At 53.3% G+C, this 23,624-nt stretch carries 13 protein-coding genes, 4 tRNA genes and 1 rRNA gene; 4 read left to right on the top strand and 14 right to left on the bottom strand.

The window, feature by feature from the left end:
* The first annotated feature begins 14 nt into the window (after window positions 1-14).
* On the top strand, window positions 15-695 hold the full coding sequence (locus tag BLW59_RS11565; protein WP_139283654.1) for an MgtC/SapB family protein: 681 nt from the start codon (window positions 15-17) through the stop codon (window positions 693-695).
* Window positions 696-734: 39 nt separating this feature from the next.
* Here BLW59_RS11565 and nagA read toward each other — a convergent pair whose 3' ends face one another.
* Both nagA and nagE read right to left on the bottom strand, forming a co-directional pair.
* Window positions 735-1,907 (bottom strand): N-acetylglucosamine-6-phosphate deacetylase, encoded by a 1,173-nt coding sequence (gene nagA, locus BLW59_RS11560; RefSeq protein ID WP_074697910.1) that lies wholly within the window; start codon window positions 1,905-1,907, stop codon window positions 735-737.
* Between the two features lie 34 nt (window positions 1,908-1,941).
* A complete protein-coding gene (gene nagE, locus BLW59_RS11555; protein ID WP_074697909.1) occupies window positions 1,942-3,345 on the bottom strand; it encodes an N-acetylglucosamine-specific PTS transporter subunit IIBC in 1,404 nt (467 codons plus the stop codon).
* A 160-nt stretch (window positions 3,346-3,505) separates the two neighbouring features.
* Here nagE and BLW59_RS11550 point away from each other — a divergent pair.
* Window positions 3,506-3,594 (top strand) — tRNA-Ser (locus BLW59_RS11550).
* 98 nt (window positions 3,595-3,692) lie between these two features.
* On the opposite strand, the gene BLW59_RS11545 is transcribed toward BLW59_RS11550, so the two are convergent.
* From BLW59_RS11545 to BLW59_RS11530, 4 genes are all read right to left on the bottom strand, one after another.
* A complete protein-coding gene (locus tag BLW59_RS11545) occupies window positions 3,693-8,540 on the bottom strand; it encodes a hypothetical protein (RefSeq protein WP_074697908.1) in 4,848 nt (1,615 codons plus the stop codon).
* A gap of 1,044 nt (window positions 8,541-9,584) precedes the next feature.
* Window positions 9,585-11,156 carry an ATP-binding protein gene (locus tag BLW59_RS11540; RefSeq protein WP_074697907.1) on the bottom strand — a complete coding sequence of 524 codons (1,572 nt, stop codon included), beginning with the start codon at window positions 11,154-11,156 and terminating at the stop codon, window positions 9,585-9,587.
* 29 nt (window positions 11,157-11,185) lie between these two features.
* Entirely contained in the window at window positions 11,186-12,757 is a 1,572-nt protein-coding gene (locus BLW59_RS11535; RefSeq protein WP_074697906.1) for an ATP-binding protein, read from the bottom strand.
* A 219-nt stretch (window positions 12,758-12,976) separates the two neighbouring features.
* The gene (locus tag BLW59_RS11530) at window positions 12,977-15,241 is read right to left on the bottom strand and encodes an anaerobic ribonucleoside triphosphate reductase (protein ID WP_074697930.1); all 2,265 of its coding nucleotides are present in this window, start codon (window positions 15,239-15,241) and stop codon (window positions 12,977-12,979) included.
* A 281-nt stretch (window positions 15,242-15,522) separates the two neighbouring features.
* Between BLW59_RS11530 and BLW59_RS11525 the strand changes: the two genes are divergently transcribed.
* Window positions 15,523-17,367, top strand: coding sequence for a phosphoethanolamine transferase (locus BLW59_RS11525; protein ID WP_074697905.1), 1,845 nt, complete (start codon window positions 15,523-15,525; stop codon window positions 17,365-17,367).
* A gap of 80 nt (window positions 17,368-17,447) precedes the next feature.
* Entirely contained in the window at window positions 17,448-17,999 is a 552-nt protein-coding gene (locus BLW59_RS11520; protein ID WP_037377083.1) for a Uma2 family endonuclease, read from the top strand.
* Between the two features lie 42 nt (window positions 18,000-18,041).
* Here BLW59_RS11520 and BLW59_RS11515 read toward each other — a convergent pair whose 3' ends face one another.
* From BLW59_RS11515 to rrf, 8 genes are all read right to left on the bottom strand, one after another.
* Window positions 18,042-20,009 carry an LTA synthase family protein gene (locus BLW59_RS11515; protein ID WP_081348508.1) on the bottom strand — a complete coding sequence of 656 codons (1,968 nt, stop codon included), beginning with the start codon at window positions 20,007-20,009 and terminating at the stop codon, window positions 18,042-18,044.
* Window positions 20,010-20,053: 44 nt separating this feature from the next.
* Entirely contained in the window at window positions 20,054-20,821 is a 768-nt protein-coding gene (locus BLW59_RS11510) for a DeoR/GlpR family DNA-binding transcription regulator (RefSeq protein WP_029546056.1), read from the bottom strand.
* 180 nt (window positions 20,822-21,001) lie between these two features.
* Complete coding sequence (locus BLW59_RS11505; protein ID WP_074697929.1) at window positions 21,002-21,922, bottom strand: LPP20 family lipoprotein; 921 nt, start codon at window positions 21,920-21,922, stop codon at window positions 21,002-21,004.
* A gap of 103 nt (window positions 21,923-22,025) precedes the next feature.
* Window positions 22,026-22,592, bottom strand: coding sequence for a TMEM165/GDT1 family protein (locus BLW59_RS11500; RefSeq protein ID WP_074697903.1), 567 nt, complete (start codon window positions 22,590-22,592; stop codon window positions 22,026-22,028).
* A 197-nt stretch (window positions 22,593-22,789) separates the two neighbouring features.
* A tRNA-Phe gene (locus BLW59_RS11495) sits at window positions 22,790-22,865 on the bottom strand.
* A gap of 4 nt (window positions 22,866-22,869) precedes the next feature.
* A tRNA-Asp gene (locus BLW59_RS11490) sits at window positions 22,870-22,946 on the bottom strand.
* Window positions 22,947-22,951: 5 nt separating this feature from the next.
* A tRNA-Lys gene (locus tag BLW59_RS11485) sits at window positions 22,952-23,027 on the bottom strand.
* A gap of 436 nt (window positions 23,028-23,463) precedes the next feature.
* Window positions 23,464-23,580, bottom strand: a 5S ribosomal RNA gene (rrf, locus tag BLW59_RS11480).
* Between the last annotated feature and the right edge of the window lie 44 nt (window positions 23,581-23,624).

Here is a 23,624-nt window from a genome sequence, read left to right as displayed (position 1 = left end):
CAGGGGGTGAAGCTATGATTTCGGACTGGGAACTTTGCTTCCGACTTCTTCTGTCCTGTGTCATGGGCGGCGTGATTGGCTATGAGCGGCAGTCACGGCGGAAGTCGGCGGGACTCAGGACCAACATGCTGGTCTGCCTGGGCTCCTGCCTCATCATGGTGCTGTCCCAGGATATGTACCAGCAGGTGGAAGGCAAGACCAATGCAGACCCGGCCCGCCTGGCAGCTCAGGTAGTCAGCGGCATCGGTTTCCTGGGGGCCGGGGCCATCATGAAGGAAGGCCTCACCGTCACAGGCCTCACCACCGCCGCCTGTCTCTGGGTGGTGGCAGGAGTAGGGCTGGCCATTGGAGGCGGCTTCTACGTGGGTGCCATCTTCACGGGACTGCTGGTGTTCATCGCCCTGGGCAGGCTCTCCCGACTGGACGACTGGGTAGACCACGAAAAGCGACTCTCCCTCGTCATCCACACCATAGACAAACCTGGACAGCTCATGCTGATCAACAAATGCGTTGATAAAATGCAGTTCAAGGTCAAAGGCATAAAAGTAAAAGCAGACGAAGATGAAGTGGAAAGCGAAGAGACAAAGCAGCTTTATATAGAGCTGGACGTCTTCAACTACAAGGGTATTCCGACCGCCGAAATCATCGAGGTGCTGCGAAACATATCAGGCGTTACCAGCGTAAATATAACGTAAACAGGAGCAGGTTTCCCTGCTCCCATTTTATTTGCTTATTTAACTGCCGTAACAAAGCTGCCCTCTCACGAAGGTGGCAAAGATATTCACATCATCATCAAACACCGTGATATTGGCCAGGCGCTCCGGCTCCAATATGCCCCGCTGCCAAAGGCAGTCCAGTTCCTGGGCAGGAACCTTGGTCACCAGTTCCACCACACGGGGAAGACTGAGACCTGTATTGCGGGCAAAGTTCCGCACCACCTCATTCATGGAAGCTACACTGGCGGCAATGGTGCCGTCAGCCAGAGTGGCAAGACCGCCCTCCACGTAAATCTGCTGTCCTCCCAGCTCGGAGACACCGTCCCCCAGGCCGCAGGCCCGGCAGGAATCGGTAATGAGCACCAGCTTGTCCCCCTTCAGACGGCAGGCCAGCCTTTGGGCGGCGGGATGGCAGTGGACATCATCAGTGATGAGTTCCGCCACCACGTTATCCGCATCCAGCACCGCCCCCACTACCCCCGGCTCCCTGTGATGCAGGGGGCTCATGGCATTGTAGAGATGGGTAGCATGAGACACTCCCTGCTGAAAGAAATCCACCGCTTCCTCATATATGGCACCGCTGTGACCGATAGAGACGATAATGCCTGCCTCCCGGCATTTATCCACGAAGCTGAAGCCGTCCATTTCCTCAGGGGCAACCGTGATATATTTCACCACATCAGCATAAGGCTCCACCAGGGAGAAACGAGCGGGGACAACATGCCTTACCTGATGGCTTCCCCTGTGGGCAGGACTTATGAAGGGCCCTTCCATATTGGCCCCCAGCACCTCTGCCCCCCGGGCCAGCCAGGGATTCTTCATGAATTCCCTCACCCTGTCCAGAGCCGCCTGTATGTCTTCAATGGAAGCAGTTATGGTAGTAGGCAGGAAGGACGTCACGCCATGGGCAGGAAGATTCTGGCACATGGTCTTGATGGCCTCGGGCTTCTTGTCCATGGTATCTGCCCCAAAGCAGCCGTGGATATGGATATTGATAAAGCCCGGAGATACATAGCGCCCGCCAGCATCCCAGGTCTGGTACTTGGCATAATCTGCCCGCAGCCGCACCTCAGACACCACATCCTTGATGCGCCCGTCCTCTATCAGCAGGGCCAGCCCGGAAATAGCCTCAAAATGGCCCCCTACGCGCTCATCCGGCAGGATAAGCCTGCCATTCACTATTGCTAACATTGACTCTCCTCCTGCCTTTTGCTCAACACCTTATTTAGCTATTCTTCAAACTCCGCATTTCTCCTGCCAGGAATTCCACCTGAGTGCCAATTACCACCTGAAGATTTTTACCTGCCCGAAAAACTCCTCTGGCCCCCAGTGCCTTCAAGGCCTTTTCGTCCACCGCCGCAGGATCAGCCACCTCCAGCCTGAGCCTGGTAGCACAGTTGCCTATGGTCAGGAGATTCTCAAAGCCTCCCAGCGCAGCAACTACCTGCCTGGCATGGCGCCGCTCCTCTGTCTCAGCCACCTCTGCCTTGGCAGGCTCCTGCAAGACTTCCCCTTCTTCCTCCTCATAGCGCCCGATAGTGGGCAGGTCGTAATGCCTGATTGCCCAGCTGAAAGTGACATAATACACCACCCCAAAGACCAGACCGAGGGGCAGGATAAAGAGCGGTCTGGTAGCCAGGCCATAATTGAGGATATAATCTATGAAGCCTGCCGAAAAGCCAAAACCGTGCAGGATACCCAAGCTATAGGTCACAGCCATGGCCAGCCCCGTAAGCACCGCATGAATGCCGAACAGCAACGGGGAAATAAACATGAACATGAATTCGATGGGTTCCGTAATGCCCGTCAGGAAAGACGTAAAAGCCACTGATGCCAGCGCCCCTGCAATCTGGGGTCTCCTGTCCGCAGGAGCTGCATAGTACATAGCCAGAGCCACCGCCGGCATGCCAAACATCATCATGATGAAAAAGCCCGCCATGAACATACCTGCATGGGGATCCCCGGAAAAGAAGCGGTTAAGATCACCGGTGGCCACCACGCCAGCCGGCGTGGTATATTCCCCAAAAACAAACCAGATAAAGCTGTTGAGGATATGGTGCAGGCCCATGGGAATAAGCAGCCTGTTCAAGACGCCGTAGACAAAGGTTCCTACAGCCCCAGCGCCAATAATCCATTCACCTACGCCTTGTATCACTGCCTGACAGGACCCCCAGACCGTCCCAAAACACAAGGCCAGCAAAATGGAAGCGGCTGCAGTTACAATCGGCACAAAGCGGGCACCGCCGAAAAAACCCAGAAATTCTGGCAGCCTTATTTTGTGGAAACGGTTATAGAGATAACCTGCCTCAAGACCGGAAATGATTCCCGCCAGAACTCCCATATTGAGTTCGGCATCAATCGCCCCCATGGCCCCCACCAGCACCAGATAGCCAATACCGCCAGAAAGGCCAGCAGCCCCGCTGTTATCCCTGGCTACACCCACAGCAATGCCGATGGAGAAAATCAGGGGCAGGTTGTCAAAGACCGCCCCACCGCCTTTGGTGATGAAAGGAATGTCCAAAACATCAGGTGCTCCCAGACGCAGCAAAAGAGCTGCCGCCGGCAGCACAGCAATGGGCAGCATCAGCGCCTTGCCGATTTCCTGAAGCCTCTTGAACAAACTTCCCATAGAATCCCCCCTAAATCCTCTAAATACTGCCCTTCCTCAGGCAGATTGCATATCTTCAATATTACGATTGTCACTTCTACTTTACTAAGACGTATGACATCTGTCAAGTAAAAGGACAATTTGACAAACCTGCGCCTACCTGCTACAATATGAATATTGCGGAGAGGTGTCCGAGTGGTTTAAGGAGCCGGTCTTGAAAACCGGTGATGTCGCAAGGCACCGTGGGTTCGAATCCCACCCTCTCCGCCATTTTTGTGCCCCAAAATAAGAAGGGACTATTGCATTGAGTGCTTTATCACATGCAATAGTCCCTTCTTTTTATTCAATTATCTGTCTGTGCCTTAGTGTTACTTCACCCGGTTCCAGGTCTTGGTGCTGTAGTCGGCTGCCCAGGTGCTGCCGTCGGAGAGGGTGAATTCTCCGGCCCTGCCGTTTATGGTGAGGGTCTGGCCGTTCTGCTGAGTGATGGTTACCTTGTTGCTGCCTATATCGGCTGCTTTCAGGTCACCGAGACTCAGGTTGTAAAGCATGACTTTGTCATCTGCCGAGGCGTTGTTGACGATGTCATTGCCCTCATCCTTGCCGTAGTAGAAAACATCTTCTCCGCTGCCACCATTCATGACGTCGGTGGCGCTGCCGGTGCCGCCCCAGAGGGAGCTGTTGCCCTTGCCGCCGGTGATGGTCTGCTTGCCTTCGCCACCTGCCAGGATGACGGTGCCGTTACTGCTGCTGGCATCGAGAATTTCTACGCTGTCGTAGTTCGCGCCGTGGCTGCCATCCAGCCAGATTTCTGCGGTGTCATCATCGTCACCGATGGTAATGGTGTCTTTGCCGCTGCTGCCAAGGTAGCTGGTCACTTCTTCGTTGTAGGTGAATTTGTTGTCTTCCCCTGTCTTGCCGATCTTGGCGATGCCGTGGTCGTTGCCGTTTTCCCACTGGATCATGGTGTTGGCGTCGTAGTTGCCGGTGAGGGTCATCTTGTCGGAGCCGTGGTAGAGCTGGATGCCCTTGTCGGTGTGCTTCACGGAGGTTACGCCCTGGCCCAGGAAGTTCAGGGTGTCGGCGTTGTCTTCGCCGTAGGCGGTGAAGCCTGTCACGGTGTCGTTGCCGTCACCTGCCAGGAAGAAGATGGTGTGGCTGGCTTCGTCATTGCTCTCGATGAGGTCACGGCCTGCACCGCCCCAGAGGGAGCTTGCCCCGTTACCTGCCACTATGGTGTCCCTGGACTGGCCGCCTATCAGGCTGTCGCTGCTGCCTTCTCTGTTGCCCAGCAAAAGGAATTTGTCTGTCAGGGAACTGGCATCTATCATGCCGCCCTGCGCTCCTGTCCAGCCCACATTCAGCTTGTTGTGCCCATTGACGTCTGCCAGGGTGGCGGCGTAATAGTCGCCGTAGCCCTGCCCGCTGACGTTCAGGGAGCCGCCGGTGGCGCCTGTGCCTGTGTAGCTGATGTTGCCATCGGTGGCCACTTTGACCTTGTAGGGGTCAAGGGCACCTGCGCTGCTGGTGATGATGGCCTTGTCCTGGCCGTAGGTGAAGTCGGAGACGTGGGTTTCCACGTTGGTGAGGATGAAGGTGTCCTTGCCCTCGCCACCGGTGATCGTGTCATCAGCATGGGTGGAGGTGATGGTGTCGTTGCCGGTGCCGCCCTGCAGGGTGGCATCGCCGGTGCCGGTGTGGATGATGCTGTTCCTGCCGCTGACGCCTTTCAGGAGGACTTCCCCGGAGCCTGTGAGGCTGATGCTGTCATTGCCCTCTCCGGCGGATATGACGGCATCGCCGCGCCCGGCGTATTCGATGACATCCTTCCTGTTGCTGCCTTTGATGTCCCACTCTTTGTTGCTGGCTGAGGTGACCTTGATGCTCTGGCCACGGTTCTCCTTGGCAGTGTATGTCAGGCTGTCATCGGGATTGATGGTGACGGTGGCAATGGCCTTGCTCTCTGACAGAGTGGCCTGGCCGTTCCTGTCTATCAGCAGGCCGTCGGTGACATTGCCCACGCCTTCCGTGTTGACTTCCAGGCCGGTATCGGACTGTGCCTTGCCGGATTCCGTGGCCCTGTTATCGGCGTACATATTGCCTGCCCCGATGATGAAGCCGTCTTTTTCTCCCTCTGCCAGCAGATTTGTTTCGGTAGAAATAGTGCCAGAGGAATTCTTGGTCAGCAGTAGCACTCCGCCGGAAACTTCGTAGGTGAAGGTATCGCTGCCCTTGGTCACTGTGACTTTCTCTCCCTCGGTCAGGCCGGTGAGCTTGCCGGTGGTGTCGAGGGAGATTTTGTCATTGACTTTGTCAAAGGTGTAGGTATAGCCATTGATGGTGACGGAGCTTCTGGCCTTGTCAAAGGTGAGGAGGCCGTTTTCCAGGGTGCCGGTGCCGTTGAGCTGGAAGGTGCCATTGCCGGTTTTGTATTCGGTGCCGCTGCCGCTATCGGTGAGGGTGGCTTTTACGCCGTCTATCTCCACTCCCAGCAGCACTTTGCCCGTCACGGCTACAGTATAGGTGCCATCGTCCTTCTTCGTCACCGTAGCCACAGTATCTTCAGTCTTGGTGGTGACAAAACCTGCATTGTTATAAGCGGCACTCTCGCTTGAAGCGTTGACAGTGAGGGGGATGGAGGGCAGGAGAAGGTCCTCGTCGGCATCAGCCCACACTTCGCCCTGCTCTGACTGTTTATCTGTTACGCTTACACCAGCTGACAGTTCTTCTTCTGACAGGATATAGCGCTTTGCGCCATCCTTCGTGGTAACGGTGACAACATAGCCTTCTTTGGGTATGGGTTTTTCTTCGGTGCCCACATAGCCCTCGGTAATAGCTGAGTCTACGGTATAGGTGGTGTCACCCATGGTGAATTCCATGCCTTTGGCAAGTTTCACCGCACCTGCGGAGGATACCTCCATGCGAACATCGGCCTTATTGGTGACTTGGTCATGGTTATCTACGGTTACAGTCTCATCTTTGTCCAGGGTGGCCTTGTCCTTGGCAAGTTCCACTTCTGCGGAGACTGACTTGTAAAGGATGCCTTCCACCTGGTAATTCTTGTCTTTCGTCTTGGTGGTGATGGACTTGTCTACGGTCAGGGTGCCACTTTCTGTGCCGCTTATGTTGGTCAACTGCACAGCTTCGTTTGCGGCAAAGCCAATGCCGTTGAGTGTGAAGGTGCCGCCTGCAGCGGTGCTGATGGAGGAAAGTTCATTGGCAGTCAGGCTGGCTGTGCTGATTGCTGCCCCACCGTCCACGCCGCTGAGTGTCTTTTTGCTGCCATCATAGACGGTGGCGGTGGCGTTCTGCTCCTCGGTAAGGCTCATGCTCTGCCCATTCGTGCCAAGAATGACTTCGTTTCCTTTGAGGGCTGTATCTGCCTCATAGGTGATGGTGCCGGTGGCGCCAGCGGCAGTCAGAGCGCTGGCATCGACCTTGGCATTGCCTTTTGCTTTCAGGCTGTCATCCTTGGTGGTCAGGGTCAGGGTGTCTTTAGCCTTGGACACCACGCCTGCGGTAGCTGTGTAGGAAGCACCATATGCCGTGATATGGCTGTTGTCATCGAGGGTATAGGCCGTCTTGGTTCCCGCATCCTTGATGTTTACGGTATCACCTTTGGCATTTACACCCATTTCTACATCACTATTCACCTGCAAGGTCTTGCCGCCGTCATTGGTGAGGGTAGCTGCCACATCTTTGTGCTCAGTGCCCTTTGCGACAGGGATACCGTTGTAGAGGAAGTCTTTGTCTTCAGAATACTTGTGGGTATCAAGGGGGACAGCAGCAAAGAGTTCACCATCATAGTCATCGGTAAACACCGTATCTGCAGTTGCTTCATAGTAGCTGGTATCACCGCTCCCGTCAGTCCTCCTGACCACGATTTTGCCGATTTCGGGCGCAGAAGTGGCGTCACAGACAACCTCGTAGGTGATGGTGGCGTTGCCGGCAGTATTCGTATTGTCTTTGATCACTGCTTTCTCGCCCACTGCATCCAGCCCGGTGATTTCGGCGTTGCCATCTTTGCTGGTGACAGTGGCCAGGCCGGTGACCTTGACAGTATCTCCCGTTTCACCGCCGGTTTTCAGGGCAGTGACATTGGCAGTGCCGTCAGAGCCATTGCCACCGAAGGAGACACCTGTACTATTGGTCAGGTTATAGGCGGCGGTGTTATCTCCGTCATTGGTCGCAAGGGTTCCTGCCGTGACCGTCAGGGTGCCTGTCACGTCGGAAACAGTGCCGCCGGTGGTGGTGAAGGTGGCACCGCTGGCGGTCAGGGTCACGTCATCTGCCAGAGTATAGGCAGTAGTCGTGTCTCCATCTTTCACGGTTACCGTGTCACCCGTAGCCACTACGCCTACCGTGATTGCAGACTTCACCTCCAAAGTACGGGTCGTTCCCTCTACCTTGAGGGTGGCGGCTTTGTAGGTGCCTGCGTCGGACAGTGGCAGACCGTTGGCGAGGAAGTCGGTGGTGGCTTTGTAATCTGCCGTTACAATGGCAGCAGCCTCCAGGGCGGTTCCGCAGGAACTATCCGTAATGGCCGTATCTTCCGTTACAGTCCAGTAGGATACTTCTGTGCCCACAGTCTTCCTTACAACAGCGGTGTTATCCGCCTTCTTGGCAATAACTTCATAGGTTACTGTGCCAAGCACAGGATTGCTTGTGCCGTCCGTGATGACGGCTTTCTCACCCACTGCAGCCAGGCCGGTGATTTCGGCGTTGCCATCTTTGCTGGTGACAGTGGCCAGGCCGGTGACCTTGACAGTATCTCCCGTTTCACCGCCGGTTTTCAGGGCAGTGACAAGGGCGTTGCCGTCAGAGCCATTGCCGCCGAAGGAGACACCTGTACTATTGGTCAGGTTATAGGCGGCACTGCTATCTCCGTCAGTGGTCGCAAGGGTTCCTGCCGTGACCGTCAGGGTGCCATCCACATCGGAAACTGTACCGCCGGTGGTGGTGAAGGTGGCACTCTTGGCTGTCACCGTCACGCCATCAGCCAGAGTATAGACAGTCTCCGTACCACTGTCTTTAACAGTCACCGTATCGCCCGTAGCATTAACGCCACCTGTCAGCTTGTCGGTCACTTCTAAGGTCTTAGGATTTTTGTCGGCGTTGAGGGTCGCTACTGTATCCTCCGACTTACTTTCTGAAGAGATACCTAAAGCGTTGAAATACTTTGTGCCAGTGGTTGTCTCATTGGTGTTAATTGGCATCGCTCCAACACCACTATTGCCACCTTCATAAGTAAATACCGTTTCCTCAAGTGCTTTCCAGTAGGTTACTTCACTCGTTTCAGTGCTTGTCCGCTTTACGCAACCACCGGAAATGACTGTCAGCGTCGCTGTATAGTCACCTTGTTTTATTGTAACTGACTCACCCTCAGCAGCCAACCCTGTAATGTTGAATTTGCCGTCAGAAACACTGACAGTTCCTGCAAATGCCGAAGCAAACCCTACCTCATCGCTGTTATAGACTACCTTACCTCCCAGCGCACCACTGGTAGCAAATTCAAGATTAGCACTCTCCGTTTTAAGCGTTAAATTCTTGGTCAGTCCAGTTACTTGGCTGCTTCCGTTTATATTTAGTTGGCAGCCCTTCTCAAGAGTGGTCTCAATGCTATTTATAAAGATAGTCGTAGGGCTATCTGCATTGTCCGTAACTTGCGAAGGATAACCACCTATAATTATCCCCGGCGTAACCGCTTGTACTAGCGTCAAGTTAATTGCGCGTCTATACCAAACAGCAGGTATATCGCCTGCCTTCGTTCTACCGTTTCTATATTTATCCCAACTGCCACTCACGATTAAAGTACCGTCAGTGGCGATAGTATAATCGCTGTTTAGTTGAGTAATTGACCTTTCATGCTCTTCACCATCACTTGCGATAACTTTAACATTTCCTCTCAAATCCACCGCGTCAGCAAACCTCTGAAGATCAAACGAAAAACCTTTTAAGATTTCCATAAGATAATTCCCCCGTTTCAACCCTCTAAAATGCGACTGTCCCCCCCCCGGAGACAAGTGACTTTCGCCATCTTGTTGCGTCTCCGGGGGGAGGACAGTTTCCTCAGCTATTCAATTCCTAAACAGTTTATCGACAGATACCAGCTTTTCCTAAAGCAGAAAATCCCGTTTTAGCGGAGCTAAAAGACGAAATTCTTCCATGCTTGCCAAAATTCGACAAAAATAGGCTTTTTTCCTGCCGCAGGCAAAAAAAATAGGGCTGTTTCCAGCCCTCGCCCAAACTCAATGCCAACCTCATCCCACCAGCCACTCCGAGAGGCTTCTGCTCGCCGAGTCGAAACTCACGCCAATCTTGAAAAGCTGCCGCTTGTCTGCCCCGTAGGGCGCGGCATAGCCCTTTTCCTCTATCTGCGCTAGTGCCTCCTTGGCGCTCTTGTCCACTTTGAATTCAAAGATGTAAACAAACCTATCCGTCTCCAGCACACAGTCCGCCCGCCCCCTGCTGCTGTGGACTTCAGCGTGGACGTACTGGCCCAGCAGGGTGAAGACAAGATAGACAACCGTCTGGAAATAATGCTCGAAAGGAGCGTCTTTGGTAGTGTAGGGAATGCTGGCAAAGAGAGCGGTGAAGACATCACACATGCCCTCTGTATCCCCCTGCAGGACACGGCGGCGCAGGGCCAGGACATCTTTGCCGCTGCCTCTGACGGCCTCAGGCGCATATTCGGGGAACAGGCTCTTCAAAAAGCCCAATTTCACCTCTTCATTTGGGAACCCCAAAATATATGGCCCTACTGCGCTGTCAGCCCCCACAATGGTGAGATATCCCGTCTGATACAGGAGGGGTACTATATCCGGATTATCCGCCCTATAATCAGTGATGTCACAGGCCTCAGCATAGAGCTCCTGATCGGCCAGCTGCCGCACATCAAAGTGCATATTCTTCAGTCGCCGCACCAAAAAAGTTGGTGTGCCCGTGGCAAACCAGTAAAATCCCAATTCATTCTCGAAAAAAGCCTTAATCAGGCTGAAAGGATTGTATACCCCCTGTTTCTCAGGGTGGAAATGGTAGCCGTCATACATTTTCCTGAGCCGGACCAGACACTCTTCCTTAGAAACACTCAGCTTCCCTGACATGCTTTCTATCTCCGGCATAAAATTATTTTCCATTTCAGCCTCCGTTATGCCACAGATGCCTGCATACTTCTCGCTGAGGGAAATATCGTTCAACTGGTTCAAATCGCTGAAGATGCTGACCTTGCTGAACTTGGTGACGCCAGTGATAAAGACAAACTGGAGATATTCATCATAGGTTTTCAAAGTACCGAAGAAGCCCTTGAAGACTGCCTTGTTGTGTTCCTCCAGTGAATCATTTTCCAACACCTCAAGCAATGGCTTGTCATACTCATCCACCAGCACCACGCACTTCTTGCCGGTCTTTTCCCTGGCGGCCTTCAGAAGAATCTTGAACCTGTCGCTAGGCGCCCCCTTTTTCTCGCAGCCATATACCCTCTCCCAATCCGACAACATGCTATCAAGCACATCCTCCAAAGCCCTAGCCTGATAATTCTGCCCGTTGAAATCGAAGTAGAACACAGGATAAGGCTCAAAGGCCCCCTCCTGTCCCTTCTCCAGTTCCGCAATCTCCAGCCCTTCAAAGAGTTCCTTCCTGCCCTCCCAGTAGGCTTTCAAAGTGGAAAGAAACAGACTCTTGCCAAAGCGCCGGGGACGGCTGAGGAAATACTGGCCACTATACATGACCAGCTCATGCACATAGCGGGTCTTGTCCACATAGATGAAACCGCCCTCTCTCATTTTCTCAAAACTCTGCACCCCGATGGGCAGCTTCCTGATTTCTTCTGCCATGCCCCTCACTCCTTCCTACCATGCAAGCATTATCCCACCAGCCACTCCGAGAGGCTTCTGCTCTCCGAGTCGAAGTTCACGCCAATCTTGAAAAGCTGCCGCTTGTCTGCCCCGTAGGGCGCGGCATAGCCCTTTTCCTCTATCTGCGCTAGTGCCTCCTTGGCGCTCTTGTCCACTTTGAATTCAAAGATGTAAACAAACCTATCCGTCTCCAATATGCAGTCCGCCCGCCCCCGGCTACTGTGGACTTCGCAGTGGGTATGCTGGCCCAGGAGAGTGAAGACTATATAGAGCACCGACTGGAAATAGTGCTCAAAAGGCGCATCATCTGTGGTGTAGGGGATACTGGCAAAAAGGGCTGTGAGGATTTCTCCCACTCTTTCGGCATCCCCCGCCTCCAGACTGTCATCCAAGGCAAAAAAATCCGTCCCCCGTCCCGGGACAGCTGCCGGAGTGTAGACAGGCAGCAGGCTTTCCAGGAAGCCGTATTTGACTTCCTCATTTGGAAAGCCCAATGTATAGCGCCTTCTGCGGGCGTCGTAGCCAAAAAGGGTAAGATAACCGGTCTGGTAAAGTAGCGGTACAATGTCCGGGTTCTCTGCCCGATAGTCGCTGAGAGCACCCACGGTGGCGTGAATCGCCCCCGTCTCAAGCTGCCGCACATCGAAGTGCATATCTCTCATCCTGCGTACAAGGAATGTAGGGGTGCCCGTACCGAACCAGTAGTACCCGAGTTCCTTCCCCCAAAAAGCCTTGAGCAGGCTGAAGGGATTGTATACCCCTGTGGCATCAGGGTGGAAACGGTAGCCATCGTACATTTTCCTAAGCTCAACCAGGCATTCTTCCCTGGCAATCCCCAGTTTCCCCGCCATGCCCTCTATCTCCAGCGCAAAATTTTCCTCCATCTCCACCTCAGTAATGCCACAGATGCCCGCATACTCTGCGCTGAGGGAAATATCGTTCAATTGGTTCAAATCACTGAAGATGCTGACCTTGCTGAACTTGGTGACACCGGTGATAAAGACGAACCGCAGATATTCATCATAGCTTTTCAATGTGCCGAAGAAGCCTTTGAAGACTGCCTTGTTATGCTCCTCCAGTTCGTTGTTCTCTAAAACTTCTAATAAGGGCTTGTCATATTCGTCTACCAGCACCACGCATTTCTTGCCGGTCTTTTCCCTGGCGGCAAGCAAGAGATCCTCGAATCGTCCGCTGAGCGTCCCCTGCCCTTTGCAGTCGTATTGCTCTTCCCAACGGCCAAGCATCTTATCCAGCACATCTTCCAAAGCCGCCGCCTGATAATTCTGCCCGTTGAAGTCAAAGTAGAACACAGGATACGGCTCAAAAGCCCCCTCGCTGTCCTTCTCCAGCTCTACAATCTCCAGCCCTTCAAAGAGCTCCTTCCTGCCCTGCCAATATGCTTTCAAAGTAGAAAGAAACAAGCTCTTGCCAAAGCGCCGGGGACGACTGAGGAAATATTGCCGCCCGGTATGGGCCAGCTCATAGATATAACGGGTCTTGTCCACATACAGGAACTGCTCCTGGCGCATAACCTCAAAACTCTGCACCCCAATGGGCAGCTTCCTGATTTCTTCTGCCATGTCCCTCACTCCCTCCTGCCACGGTGGAACATTCGCTTTGCTTCAATTGTAGCAAATGGGCGGCTGGTGTCAAGGAAAGGACAAATGTCAAAAGCCGCCTCTCCTCTTTGGAAAGGCGGCTTGTTCTCTGTTCAGTTACCTGCCTGTGCTTCTGATGTCACTTTACCCGGTTCCAGGTCTCGCTGCCTATGTCGTAGGCGTTGTTTACTGTATTTTTTCTTACTTTTTCATACGCTTGATGGTAAAGCTGCCTGTCTCCACTTCCTTGCGATGGCAATGGGGACACTCATTTTCAATAATCCCCGTATAGCCGCAGACAGGGTCACGGTCAACAGGGTGGTTGATAGAGAAATATCCCATATCATTGTCGTGCATGGCCCGCACCACAGCCTCGAAAGCCTTGACATTCTTGGTGGGGTCGCCGTCCATTTCAATGTAGGCGATATGGCCTGCATTCTCCAGGGCATGGTAGGGCGCCTCAATCTTGATCTTGTCGATAGCCTTGATGGGATAGTACACCGGCACATGGCTGGAGTTGGTCATATAGGGCCTGTCAGTAACTCCCTTGATGACGCCATAGTTCTTGCGGTTGGAACGCTGGAACTGTCCAGCAGTGGACTCGGCAGGGGTACCGAAGCAGGTCCAGTTCATGTGCTCTGCCTTGCTGTACGCATCAGTCTTCTCCCTGATGTGTCCCACGATTTTCAGCCCCAGTTCCTGAGCTGCGGCACTTTCGCCGTGGTGGTTGCCTGTAAGGGCCACCAGGCACTCAGCCAGACCGCAGAAGCCAATAGAATAGGAGGCGTGCTTCAGCACTTCCTTGATGCTGTCCTCAGGGCGCAGGTTCTCACTGCCCATCCAGACCCCCTGCCCCATGAGGAAGGGGTAGTTATAGACATGCTTCTGCTGAATGACGCTGAGGCGGGCCAGCAGGTAATCATGGCTGACCTGGATGTACTTGTCCAGAAGCTCCCAGAACTTCTCCATATCACCCTTGGCTTCCAGCGCCATCTTGGGCAGGTTGATGGTGGTAAAGGCAAAGTTGCCGCGGCTGCCGGACTCCTCCGGGCCATTGACGTTGCTCATGACCCGGGTGCGGCAGCCCATGGTTGCCACATAAGAGTTATAGTCCCCCTCCTTGTAATACTGGAGGTTGTAGGGTGCGTCAAGATTCACGAAGTTTGGGAACAGGCGCTTGGCGCTGACCTTGCAGGCCTTCATGAAGAGGTCGTAGTTGCGGTCATCGGGGTTATAGTTCACCCCGGCCTTGAGCTGGAACACGGAAATGGGGAAAATCGGGGTCTCCCCGTTGCCCAGCCCCGCCCAGATGGCGTTCAGCACCTCCCGGGTCACCAGACGGCCCTCAGGGGTGGTATCCATACCGTAGTTGATAGAGGAGAAGGGCACCTGGGCACCAGCACGGCTGTGCAGGGTGTTGAAGTTGTGGATCAGCGCCTCCATGGCCTGATGGGTCTCCTCCACCACATCCTCGCAGGACAACTGATAGATGACTTCCACATCAAGCTCCCCGGCAGGCAGGCTCACCATGGCAGATACAGTCTCATTGAGAGCACGCCCCAGCTCATTCAAAGCTGCATCGTAATGGGCAGCATTGGCCTCCCGGCTCTCCTCATAAGAGCAAACTTCAAAGTCCAGCTTCTCCTTCAGCAGCCGCTTGAACTCCTTCTCCGTCTCCCTGCCCACCAGACCGCAACGGTAGCGCAGGGCACGATAGGCCTCATCCAGCAGGGCCTTGCGGAAGGACTTCTTCACGCCCTCTGCCATGGCAAAGTCAAAGCAGTTGATGCTCTGTCCGCCGAACATATCGTTCTGGTTGCTCTGGATGGCAATGCAGGCAAGGCTTGCATAGGCACGGATGGAGTTGGGCTCACGCAGGAAGCCGTGACCCGTGGAGAAGCCCCCCTTGAAGAGCTTCAGCAGGTCAATCTGGCAGCAGTTGAAGGTAATAAGGGAAAAGTCCTTGTCATGGATATGAATCCAGTTCTCCTTGTCTGCCTCGCGGAACTCCTCATCCAGCACATAGTTGTCCACAAAGTGCTTGGCACCCTCGGCACCCAGCTTCAGCATGATGCCCATGGAAGCGTCGGTATTGATGTTGGCGTTGTCGCGCTTCAAATCAGAATCCACCGCATCGGCAAAGAAAATATCCCGATAGCTTTCCATCAGGTGTTTCTGAGCCTTGCGGCGCTCAGTATGCTTCTGGCGGTAGGTGATATACTTCTTGGCTACCTCATAGAAGTCGAACTTCATGAGTTCCTGCTCCACCACGTCCTGGATTTCCTCCACACCGATGGAATCGAGGTCCGCTACGACGCGCTCTACCTGCTCCGTCACAGCGTCGATATCTTTTTCGCTCATCTGCTGGACAGAATCCCTGTTGGCACCGGCAATGGCATTGCGAATCTTTGACCTGTCATAATCAACGATAAGCCCGGAACGCTTGGTCACTGTCTTTAGGTTCATGCTGCTGCGAAGGGCACGCCCCATCAGCACAGGGCCTCCCTGCCCCATACTATATGCGTGTCCCGTCTCCCTACCTTTCACTATATATTGTGTTTCTAACAAATCTCAACAGGAATATATTGTAGCAGAGAACGCCCCGGATAGCAATGCCCAATGTTACCAAAAATCCCTGCCCCAGCTGCCTGAATCAGCTTCTATGGCTTGACTTCTCACACTTTTACAGTACAATAAAATCTGGATTATTTCCTATGAAAATAACTCTACAAAAAGGAAGATATATTATGCAGATTACCACCACCGGCCAGGACAATTTCATCCGCTGGTCCCTGGCCGCCGGAGCCTATTTCCTCTGCCTCATCGCCTTCTACATCGACATTGGCCAGGATATGGGCGCCCAATATTTTATGCCCATACTGATTCCCGTCATAGCCGTCCTGATTCTGATGCAGTACGGCAGCCGCATTCCCCTGTTCTCCAAAGCCGCCCTGCCCAATCTATTGACAGGGCTCTTATGGTGCTCGGCTTTCCCCCTGCTCTACACCTGGACTTACAATCAGGGCTGGTATATGTCCATGATCTGCTTCGACTTCCTGATTGGCACCGCCCTCTTTGTCCTGCTGACCTCCCTGGAGAGTTCTCTTTTCCGGCTGGGCTGGCACAAGACCATTGCCGTTTTCATGTCCCTGCTGAATTTCGTGGGCATCGTGGTGCCCCTGATTCAGTATATCTACTACTGCACAGTCTGGCACTGCCTGTCCCCCGCTTCCCTGATGGCCCTCTATCTCACCAACTACCATGAGAGCCTGGACTATATCCAGTCCAATATCGGCGTGCTGCCGGCTCTCGCCATCCTCGCCGCCCTCTTTGCCTTTCTTTACTTCTGCTACAAATGCCATCTGCGGCTGGCAAGGGAACTGGAGGATGATACCACCGCAGGCCGCATGGGGGCATTGGCCTTTTTGGTGATCGGTGCCATGTGGGTTCTGTCCATCTACCTGCCCCAATCCTCCATCGCCAGCCTCTGGTTTGATGTGGACACCTATGTGAAGCAGACCCAGGAATACGGGCTGGGCCATGACGAAAGGCTGAACAGCCTTTCCATCGACCAGAGCATGACCCTGGCTGCCAAAGCCCCCGGCACCGTGATTTTCGTCATCGGCGAATCTGCCTCCCGCAACTATATGAAAGCCTACACCCCCGCCTTCCCCTACGAAGACACCCCCTGGCTTTCCTCCATGGCAGAGAATGACAATTTCCTGCTCTTCCGCAATGTCTACGCCTCCTGGTCCCAGACGGTGCCCGTATTGCAGCGGGCCCTCACAGAGCAGAGCCAGTACAACGGCAAGGAGTTCTTCAATTCTGCTTCCATCATCGACGTAGCTAAAAAGGCTGGCTATGAAACCTGGTGGTTCAGCAATCAGGGCCGCTACGGTCAGTACGACAGCGCCATCACTTTGGTGGCCAAGACTGCCGACCATGCCGAATGGACAGATGACTCCTACACCTTCACGGACAAGTACGATGAGGCGCTGCTGCCGTACCTTTCCCAGCTGGACCCCACCAAGAACAATTTCGTGGTGCTCCATGTCATGGGCAGCCATATCTACTACAACAACCGCTATCCTTCTGCCTTCAGCAAATTCCAGACCGCAGAAGGTCAGTCCACCGTGACTTCCACTGAGTCCTATGCCAACAGCATCCTCTACACTGACCACATCCTTTCCCAGGTCTTCGCCTATGCCCAGAAGAACCTGAACCTGCAGGCCATGGTCTACTTCTCCGACCACGGGGAAAATCTGGAGATTTCCCACAACCCGGATGTGTTCAGCTTCGACATGGTGCGCATCCCCATGTTCATCTACCTCTCCCCCGCCTACCAGCAGGCCCTGCCGGGCCGCACCCAGGCCCTCAGGGAACACCAGAATGAATATTTCACCAATGACATGCTCTACGACACCGTCAGCGGCCTCCTGAACGCCCCCTCCGACCGCTACGAACCCTACCAGGACTTCGCCAGCCGCAGCTACGCCTATAACAGGGATAATCTCACCACCATGCTGGGACAGAGAAAGCTGACAGAGGACATGACCGATATGCCCCCCGCACCGCCAATACAGGCACCTTGACTGGATATATTCAATTAGGATATGATATAGGCAAGGATAATTCTGACAGTTTCACTCAAAGAAGTTAAGAGGTGACTAAAATGCGAGCCTTAGCGGATTACCAGAAAAGCGAACTCATAAACGGTACTGTCTATGATATGAGTCCTGCCAATACCAAACACATCGCCATACAAAGAAACCTTTCTGCTATCATCTTCAACTTTCTCAAAGGCAAACGTTGCAAGCTGTTCACCGAAATCGGCGTTGATTTCGATGAAGACAACTACTTTATCCCCGATCTGATTGTGGTCTGCGACCCAAACAAAATTACCCATCGCGGTATCAAGGGTGCCCCTGACTTCGTAGTGGAAGTCCTATCCACCAGCACCCGCAAGCGCGACATCGCCATCAAAAAGCAGACTTACGAAAGATTCGGTGTTAGGGAATACTGGATTATCAACCCCAAAGACGAGTCAATCGAAACATACCTCCTCAAAGACGGCAAGTACGAACTCGACAACGTCTACCACAACTTCACCGAGGAAGAATGGAGCTACATGGACGAAGACGAAAAAGCCCAGCAACAGCTGAGCTTGAAGATAAGCCTGTATAGTGACTTGGAAATTCCTGTCAAGGATATATTTGAAATCTAAAAAATAGCTTTCGCACATTACCAAACGTGCGAAAGCTATTTTTTATCTGTCCTTTAATTTTTCCTCGTCAAGTATTGCCCCATATTTCGGCCTGTACCAAGATATCGCCCTGATGGCGTTGCAGTAATCCTGCATGGCCTGGTCGTCTATCTGTGGCTGGCTATCCACCAGCGGCTCTGGCACCAAAGGCACGGTATCAGCTTTGCCGATGGCGTTTCTGGTTATGAAGAAGCCGTAATTCACTCCCCTGTTATTGGTGGTAGTGAGACTTGAACCTAACGCCATATACTCAAAGCCCCCTGGGGCAATCAATTCATAGATAGTGGGCATGATGTCTATCTGGCTGCCTGCGGAATCCTTCAACAGGGTGCCCTTGTGTATTCCTTTGCCCACCACAATGAAAGGAATCCCATAACGCTCGTATGTCTTTGGCTGTTTTTCCAGATTGTATCTGTCCCCGTGGTCACCCACGATGATGAAAAGGCTGTCCGGGAATTTCTCTTTTACCTCTTTGACAAACTTTGCCAATTCACGCTGAGCGTACCAATAGTGGCCCAGCTCCCGCAAAAGCTCCTCATCCTGACTCAGATTCTCCGGCAGGGCCTCTCTCACCTTTTCCTTGGGAAAGCCCTTGGCCTCCACATCCACATCGTAAGGGGAATGGTTGGAAGCGTTGAGAATCACATGGAAGGAGGGCTTGTCGCTGGCCACTCCCTCCAGCACCTTGGCATAAAGGCACTCGTCCTCACAGCCCCAAACGCTGCCGGGTACTTCACCGAAATCCCCCCGGCTGTAAAAATGGCTGAACCCCTGGGCCTTGGTAAAGGCACCAATTCTCTCCCAAGTGGCAGGGCCTGCATACCAGAAATTTGTCTCGTAGCCCATTTTCTCCATCTGAGGCGCCGCCGCCGTGGGATAAGGATCAGCAAAAGACTCTGGCATGGTGGTGAGGTAGAGATTGGCATCAGCAAAGCCTGTCACCACCCCCGTCACTGCCGAAACGGTGCTGGCACCATTGGGCAGGAAAGCAGGGCAGTAGTCCGCGTCCTCCTGCTTCATCAAAGCCCGCAAATCCGGGGCAACGGGCAGATAGTCATACTCCGGCAGCAAGGGCCAGTTGGCCAGGCTCTCGGACAGAATGACGAACACCTGCCGTGGTTTGGCCACCGTTGCGCCTTGAGCTTTTCTATGCAAATAGTCGTCCAGATTGTCAGAATCTGCAGGCCGCCCCGAAATATACGCCGCCAGCAGGCGGATATCCTCCGTAGTGAAGTTCAGTCCGTTGCAGGCCAGCATCCTGCGATTCAACTCATAAGCCCGATAGATGGCCTGAGGGCTGTCCAGGATGGCTTCGTTCAAAAACTCATCCTTGGTGACACCGGCGTTTTCCCAGTCCACTGCCGTCTGCCACCCCAGGCTGCCGCCAAAGATGCCCAAGAGACTCACCAAATACAACAGCCCCAAATAAGCCGTCCGCAGAAGATACCGCAGAGGCAGGGGCCAGCCTTGCGGCTGAATCAGTTCTTCCCTGGTCTCCAGCAGCCACTTCAAGACACGGTAGAGGGCATAGGCCAGCAGCAGCGCCCCTGTCAGCCGCACGGGCAGATTATACTGCTGCACGAAGGTCCAGAACAGGGCCTCTATATCATCATTGACCCCGTTGAAGACCATCTGATTGTAGTTGGCGTGGAACAGGCGGTAATAGGGGAACACCGCCACAAAGAGAATGGACAGGGCCGTAAGCAACAGGCCGTTCAGAGAGAGCCACAGCCCCCACTCTGCCTTCTTCCAAAAGGGCAGGAGATAATGGGCAGCGAGAGCAGGCACCAGACTGACCAAAGTCAGCCCCCCTGCCGTCTGCATGCTGAGCCTTGTGCCACGCAAAAGAGCCACATAAATATCACTGATTCCTGAGTCTTCTCCCAAATATTCATGAAGCCCTGCCATAAAGATAAGCCGAAAAAGGGAAAGGACTGCCAGGTAAAAGAAAAATACCTTCAGTCCCTTCATAGTAACGCTATGAAATTCCCTCCAGCTTAAGAAAGCTGGTATTTTCACGGCAGGATAATCTCCACGCCATAGGAATCAGCAGCCTCCTGAATATCCTTATCCGGCAGAGAGTCAGTTATCAGGCCTGAGAGGGTGTCCAAGGTGGTGTAGTTGTAATTGCCATCAGTGGAGAGCTTGCGGGCCTCTGCCACCACATAAGCCTTCTTGCTGTGACGGATGATGGCGGCCTTGTTGATGCCGTCGTCAATATCGTAAGTGGAAACGCTGTTCTCCTTCACATCCACCCCTACGGCGCCCACAAAGGCAATATCCGGCTTCAGGCGGGAGATGAAATCCAGAGTCATGCCACCCCAGAAGCCATCGCGGCTCTTGTTGATCTTGCCGCCGGCGAACACCACGCGAATCTTGGGATTGCGGGCCAGTACCACCAGAATGTCAATCATATTGGTGACCACGGTGATATCACGCTCGGACTTCACCAGAAGCTCTGCAATAGCCAGATTGCTGGTGGAAATGTCCAGGAACACCATATCATGCTCATGAATCAGACGCACAGCCGCCTGGGCAATGCGCTGCTTGGCCTCTACATCTGTGTGGCGGTGCTTGCTCACCTCCACCATGTGGCTGTTCTCGCGCAGACGCACAGCGCCGCCGTAGGTGCGCTTCAGCTTGCCCTGCTTCTCAAGGGAGCCAAGGTCTTTGCGGATACAATCCTCAGTGACCTTGAATTTCTCGCTGAGTTCCCTGACCCGGACCTTGCCATCCTGAGCCAGCATCTGCAGTATGATTTCCTGACGTTCTTCCAAAAACATGCTTGCACGCTCCTGTTCTATAGTTTCTAATCGCTCATTTAGAAGTAAGGGAGTTCTTATTCTCTCTTGTTGTATCAATATTGTACTAAACGTCAGTCAACTTCGCAAGACCTGAGAGAAAATTATCCTCAACACAAAAAGAGCACCCCGCAGGATGCTCTCATATTTAGTGAAATAAACTCAGCGCAGGAAGACAACGCTGGCAGTATCAAGGAAGCCGGTGGCACCGTTCTCAATGAGAACGCGATTGGCATCTGCCACGGAAAGGACAGGATTGCCATTGTGGTTATCAAGGCTCACTGCACGCACAACCAACGGATTGCTGCCAGCACGGGAAGCCCTGGCAATATCAGTAGTATAGCCAGCCATGCCATTGGAAATGACCTTATCATAATCGAGATTCTTGTAACCATAGATGGGAGTGCCCTCAGCGTTCTTGATCACCGGGCTCATGACGGGCTTCAGCCCCAAACCACGGCAGTCAACAATCAGCCCCGTATAGCCGCCAATGGCGCGGCCGGAAGGAGCGGCAGAAGCAGAACTGCCTTGGCCATAAATGGGCTGGGTAGAAGGTGCAGTCGTGGACGGCAGGGAAGGATAACCATAGTCAGTGGCAGGACGGGGCACAGAAGGCTCTACCCCCCCCACCACATCGGGGAAGGCCACCTTCGCCTGGGGACGCTCGATCACTGCGCTGGCCAGTGAGTTGGAAACGCCAAACATAGGAACCTGCAGGGTTACGCTGTAGCCGCCCTCAGACAGAGTCTTCTCCTCCACAATGCGGGCACCCTGCACCAGGGCACTCACATGAGTGCGTACCACATCGCTGGTGACCATCATGTTTTCCACCGTGGTATCAGCATCCACATTGACGCCTTTGATTTGCTCAGCCAACTGGCGATAAGCATCCACGATAGCTGCCCTGCGGGCCAGCATGCGGGCTTGTACAGAGTTGTAGGCATTGGCAGGAGCTACGCCAGTCCCCTCTGCCGTCACTACAGCACTATCCCAGTTAGTTGCAGCAAAAGCCGAAGCTGTCAACATCACCAGCATCAGCGCCATCATACTCATCATGCCAAAGATATGCCTGAACTTCTTCATCCTTTTCAACCCCATTTCAAATAGTTGATTAAGATAACATTCTCCTTACATTTATATTATCGTGCATTTTTTCAAAAAAGTAAATTAAAATTCGATTAAAATTTCAAAAGGTTGTCCATGCTAACTGAAACAGGGTTGCTGCACCAAAGAAAAGGAAGATGCCGCCAGACAGAATCTGCAACTTCTTGGCAGGAAGCTTCTTATGGAGAATAGCCCCACAGATAACCCCCATGAGATCAGCCAGCACCATGCCCAGCACAGCCCCCAGAAGTACCATCTGCCAGCTGGGATAGGCCGCCGCCATGGTCATAGCGGCAAACTGGGTCTTGTCCCCCATCTCCCCCACAAAGAAAGCTGCTGCCACGGTCCATAGGGGGCTGTGCACAGAGTCGTGAGCTTCTTCATCCTCATCCTCAGCCCGCAGAGTCCAGAAGCCAAATAAGAGGAAAGCTGCTCCTGCCACCCCCTGCATCAGCTCCGGGCTCAGGTAACTGCCCACCACATTCCCAGCTGCCACCGCCAGGGAATGAACAGCCAGTATGCCCAAAAACATTCCCCCAAGTACAGGTCGCCAGTGATACTTAGCCGCAAAGGCCATCACCAAAAGCTGGGTCTTATCCCCCATCTCGGCCAGGAACACCACCCCAAAAGAAGATAACAATGCTTCCACTCTTGCCTTACCTCTGCTTTCCTAAATAAATACACATACAAACTTCGTGCAAAACAAAGTTTTGCATCCCTAAAGGGACTAACTTCGTGTCGCTCCGCCCTTAAACGAAAACAGCCAATCAATCTGCGTCCTTCGGACTTGAATTCTTGGGTTTTCATAATAAAAAAAATCCGCCTAAGCGGATTATCTTTAAAAAGTGGTGCCTCAGAGCGGAATCGAACCACTGACACGGGGATTTTCAGTCCCCTGCTCTACCAACTGAGCTACCGAGGCATAATGGCGACCCGAAGGGGACTTGAACCCCTGACCTCCGCCGTGACAGGGCGGCGTTCTAACCAACTAAACTACCGGGCCATATTTGGTGGCTCACCCGGGGGTCGAACCCGGGACAACCTGATTAAAAGTCAGGTGCTCTACCAACTGAGCTAGTGAACCATGTGAGCATCTAGGAAAGCTGGTAGATCTAAACTGAATCAGGTAGTACGTCACTCACAGGTAATTATTATAGAGGGTTTGCCCCTACCTGTCAATGCTTTGACATGGATTTTTTTCTCTCGCCAGTAAGTGAGGTTACTGCTTCCCTCAGCCTGCAACTCGGCAATCACCTGACACTAAAATTTTCACTCGCCAGTAAGTGAGGGGCATGGGTATGGCTTGACATTGTCGAAGTAACCTTCCTTGAAAAATGACCTCCACCGTGAAACGGGGGAGGGGGACCACCGAAGGTGGTGGAAGGGGCAAAAGAGTAGCCTTGCTTTCCCCCTTCCGTCAGCCTTCGGCTGCCACCTCCCCCGCAAGCGGTGGAGGTAAATATAGCTATTTAAGTTAGCATAAAACAAAGAGGATACCCATTACTAGGTATCCTTCGCTTAACTGGCAGCTTCCTATCCTCCCAGCCCGTCTCCAGGCAAGTACTTTCGGCCTCTGAATGCTTAACTACTGTGTTCGGAATGGGAACAGGTGGATCCATTCAGGCATCGCCACCAGATATTCAGTTGAAAGATTGCTCTTTCAAAACTATACAGAAGAATT

It is taken from the genome of Selenomonas sp. KH1T6 (assembly GCF_900108415.1).
Classification (GTDB): domain Bacteria; phylum Bacillota; class Negativicutes; order Selenomonadales; family Selenomonadaceae; genus Selenomonas_B; species Selenomonas_B ruminantium_A.
This window is presented reverse-complemented; position numbering and strand designations above follow the sequence as displayed.